A 2941-nucleotide genomic window follows, 5' to 3' on the forward strand; every position below is an offset into this window, starting at 1 on the left:
TCGACGTGATCGGATCGTCAAAGGCTGGGCATATGTCCGATGATTTGCGGGAAGCCTGTCTCGCTGCTCTGTCGCTTGATCCTCAGGACGCGCTGGATCGCTCGCGGGCCTATAGCTGGGACGCCTGCGCGGACATTTTTCTGAAGGCGGTGGCGGGTGCGATCGAGCCCTCGGTGGAGCAGGCGTTTCGTCTGGCGATCTGAGCCGGTTCGCCTCGGTCAGCCCCCCGGTCTTGTCGAGCTTGACGTTGACGTAGTCATAGCGTCCCCGCGGCGATTGAAGATCGTCCGAGATGTGGACCGATTCCTCGGCGCAGATCGGCAAGGCTCCGTTTTTTTTGGGGTATCCATTCCCCGCAGAATCTAACGGCAGGCGATTGATTTCCACGGCCCTCCATATCCCATCCCGGGGCCGGATGTGTCGCGCGACGATCTGGATCGAATTTTGTCTTGTTTCACGAACAGTGCGGTTCTCCTCACAGGTCGATCAGCACATCTTCATCATAGCCGAATAGTTCAGACAGCGCCTGCCGCTCGGCCAGCGTCGGCGCCACCCCGGCCTCAATTTCCCAAAGTCTTGCAGGCAACACCCCACACGCACGGGCGACATCTTCGAGGGTGCGGCCGGAGTGATCGCGAACCGCCCNCCACCCCGGCCTCAATTTCCCAAAGTCTTGCAGGCAACACCCCACACGCACGGGCGACATCTTCGAGGGTGCGGCCGGAGTGATCGCGAACCGCCCGAAGCACCGACGCGCCTGCGTCGATGCTGTGGACAATTTCCGGCGGAAAGGGCACGAGCCTGGACATTACGAGATAATAGCGCGTGGATTTGTCGCGTTGATCGGATTTTAGGTGGCCGTCTGACATTCCCGTAGGCAGCAAGCCAAGGGGTGAGGGCGATCGGAAACCCCCTCTCCGAGATCCCCTCGCCTGTCTTCCAGAGAAAATCCCTCACCGTCCGAATCCGGGCGCCGGTTCGTCGCCGACCTCGACGACCATCCGCTCGTCGAATTCGCGGTTCTCGATCTCGACCGCCAGCCACTTGCGGTGCGCAGTTCACCAGCATCGACTTCACAAAGGTCCTGCTCGCCAGCGACATCAAGATCAGCATGGACGGCAAGGGCGCCTGGCGCGACAACGTCTTCGTCGAACGGCTCTGGAAATCCATCAAATACGAGGAGGTCTATCTTCGGGCCTATGAGACCGTCAGCCACGCCCGGACATCGATCGGCCGGTACCTCGACTTTTACAACGCAAGACGCCCACATTCGAGCCTGGGCCGGAAAACTCCGGACCACGCCTACTTCAATCAACCGCTTCTCGCAGCGGCATAAAACCCGGCAGACGATCCACTTATCAAGCCGTCGAGCCTGTTCAGACAAACCGAGCCACCTCTACTTACCGCGAAGGGATGCTGCGCTGTTCCGGCCTCGCGGCAACCGGAACCATGAGGTGGACATAGGGCGTGCCGGGCCACATCACATAGGGACCGTCTGTCCCGATCGTGGTGGGCAGTCCTTCGAATGCGGCCGGATCGGGGGTGATGACCATCATATGCGGCCCCTCAACGATCCATTCGTTGCCGACCGTCGGTGCGCCGGCAGCCGGGTCGATGTTGCTGGCACCGCCGTCAGGGGAGTCGCCGGCCAGCATGTAGGCGATGGCCACATGTTCCGCGGTGAACGGCGTGCCGCCCATCCACGCCGCCATCCAGCGCTGCCATTCGCCATCCATGCACATCGGCCCGGCGATGCCGGACGGAGCGGGAAAGCAGGTATAGTCACTGGTCCCTTGCCGCAGGACATGCCCCGCGAGGTCGGAAATCGTCGCGGTGTCTCGAATGTTCGCCGGTGCCGCGCGCAGGGCATCCGCGATCATCGCCTCGGTGTCGGGTGTTGCCTGGGCGAGGGCCGGACCGGCCAGGAACAGACTGGCGGCGGCCAGGGACAGGGCGGCGTGTGCGGCGCGGATCATGGGGCCGCGAACGCCGGTTGGTGCCGGGTGAGTGGCGCGACGGGGTGAGGTGGCTTGCGAACGCATGGTGAGACTCCTTCAGGAAAGGGATGGCCGCCTGGCCGGAAAGGTCTGGCGGGTCTTCCCCAAGGTGCCGCTCGGCATCCTGCGTCGATAGTCCGGAAACTGGACCACCGTTTCGTGCCGCTGTCCGCCTCAGGGGGCCAGCTTGGCCTGGGCTGCAAAAGGACTGAGCCCCAGCCAGGTCTGCATGGTGCTGGCGATTGCCGGATCGCCGTCGAGGTGGATCTTGTCACCCATGTCCCCCACCCGTGACAGCCCCATCCAGATCGCGGTCATGGTCCGCAGGTCCGTCGTCACCCACAGGTTCACCTCATACCCCGGATCGGCTGAACACAGATCCACCTCGGCTGTCGGGTGGACCACCAGCCACCAGTCGCGTTTGGCCAGGGCCAGCTCCGGATAGGTGATGTGCACCACCGTCCGCGACTGGGGCAGGGGCGACGGGTCGAGATTGCGGCGCATGTCCCACATCAACAGCGAGGGATCGAGATTCTTCAGCGTGGCCTGGGTCTCGATCCATTTCTGTCCCCACAGGCCGAAGGCCTCGACGACACCCTGCAGATCCTTGCCCGCCCGGGTCAGGCGGTAGTCGTGCACACCCGGCTCGCCCGGCACGGGCGTACGCGTCAGGACCCCTGCGCTTTCCAGCTCCTTCAGGCGTTGTGACAACAGGCTGGCCGACATGCGCGGCACGCCGCGCCGCAGGTCGCCAAAGCGGGTGGAGCCCGCGATCATCTCGCGAACCAGAACCATCGTCCAGCGGGTGCACAGGGTCTCGGCCGCCATGGCGACGGGACAGAATTGTCCGTAGTGAACCGCCCCGGGTTTCCCGGAGACCTCAGTTCCTGAGAGGATGGGGTCATGATGACGAAGACGACATCGAAGAGATATTCACCGGAGGT

The 2941-nt window shown here is 63.5% G+C and carries 2 protein-coding genes and 3 pseudogenes; 2 read left to right on the forward strand and 3 right to left on the reverse strand.

All coding sequences use genetic code 11. The features are described from left to right. Window positions 1-203 (forward strand): annotated as a pseudogene (locus tag VQ044_RS24430) (glycosyltransferase family 1 protein); the annotation flags it as partial. Here the strand turns inward: VQ044_RS24430 and VQ044_RS24435 are convergent. Then, window positions 187-324, reverse strand: a pseudogene (locus VQ044_RS24435) (dipeptide epimerase); the annotation flags it as partial. The pseudogenes VQ044_RS24430 and VQ044_RS24435 overlap by 17 nt on opposite strands. A gap of 724 nt (window positions 325-1048) precedes the next feature. Between VQ044_RS24435 and VQ044_RS24440 the strand changes: the two are divergent. Further along, window positions 1049-1336, forward strand: a pseudogene (locus VQ044_RS24440) (transposase); the annotation flags it as partial. Between the two features lie 64 nt (window positions 1337-1400). Here VQ044_RS24440 and VQ044_RS24445 read toward each other — a convergent pair. Together VQ044_RS24445 and VQ044_RS24450 are read right to left on the reverse strand one after the other, a co-directional pair. Continuing rightward, the gene (locus VQ044_RS24445) at window positions 1401-2042 is read right to left on the reverse strand and encodes a hypothetical protein (RefSeq protein ID WP_327650084.1); all 642 of its coding nucleotides are present in this window, start codon (window positions 2040-2042) and stop codon (window positions 1401-1403) included. Between the two features lie 129 nt (window positions 2043-2171). After that, window positions 2172-2825: a winged helix-turn-helix transcriptional regulator gene (locus VQ044_RS24450; protein WP_331827845.1), complete on the reverse strand. Its 654-nt coding sequence runs from the start codon at window positions 2823-2825 to the stop codon at window positions 2172-2174. Between the last annotated feature and the right edge of the window lie 116 nt (window positions 2826-2941).

It is taken from the genome of Aurantimonas sp. C2-5-R2 (genome assembly GCF_036549495.1).
GTDB lineage: Bacteria > Pseudomonadota > Alphaproteobacteria > Rhizobiales > Rhizobiaceae > Aurantimonas > Aurantimonas coralicida_A.